This is a genomic window from Micromonospora sp. DT227 (genome assembly GCF_049841835.1).
GTDB lineage: Bacteria > Actinomycetota > Actinomycetes > Mycobacteriales > Micromonosporaceae > Micromonospora.
Genome location: NZ_JBNCLA010000054.1, coordinates 1 through 567 on the forward strand (window position 1 = coordinate 1; position 567 = coordinate 567).

The window sequence follows — 567 nt, forward strand, 5'->3', positions numbered from 1 at the left end:
ACCAGGCCCCACACCGCGGCCGCGGCCAGGTCACTGCCATCGGTAGCACCGTGGGTGAGCACCACCAACCGGGAACCATCCGTGCCCGGATCAGCCAGCCAGTCCTGAACCCACCCCAACACCAACGCGCTCGCCGCGTGCGTAGCCTCGACAACACCCACAGCATCGCCCGCAGCCGGTAGCTCGGCGACCACGACGGGGGGCAGTTCGCCGTCAACCTGCCCATGCCATGCCCAGTCCGTTTCGGCAGCCGTCGGCGTGGTGTCGGGTTCCGTGTCCGGCAGCGGCACCCACTGCACCGCGAACAGTGACTGCGCCGCGTCCGGCGCCCCGGCGGCGAGCTGGTCGGTGGTTGCCGGTCGCAGCACCAGCGAGTCCGCGGTCAGGACCGGCTGGCCGGCGGTGTCGAACACGGCCACCGCGATGCCGCCGTCGTCGGCGGGTGTCAGCCGGACCCGCAGCGTCGTAGCCCCGGTGGCGTGCAGTCGGACCCCGCTCCACGCGAACGGCAACACCGCCTGATCGTCGCCGAGCAGCCCGGTCAACCCGATCGGGTGCAACGCCGCG

Annotated in this window: 1 pseudogene; it reads right to left on the reverse strand. The window is 72.3% G+C overall.

From position 1 onward, the window contains the following. Nucleotides 1–567, reverse strand: a pseudogene (locus ACLQ2W_RS33855) (hypothetical protein); the annotation flags it as partial.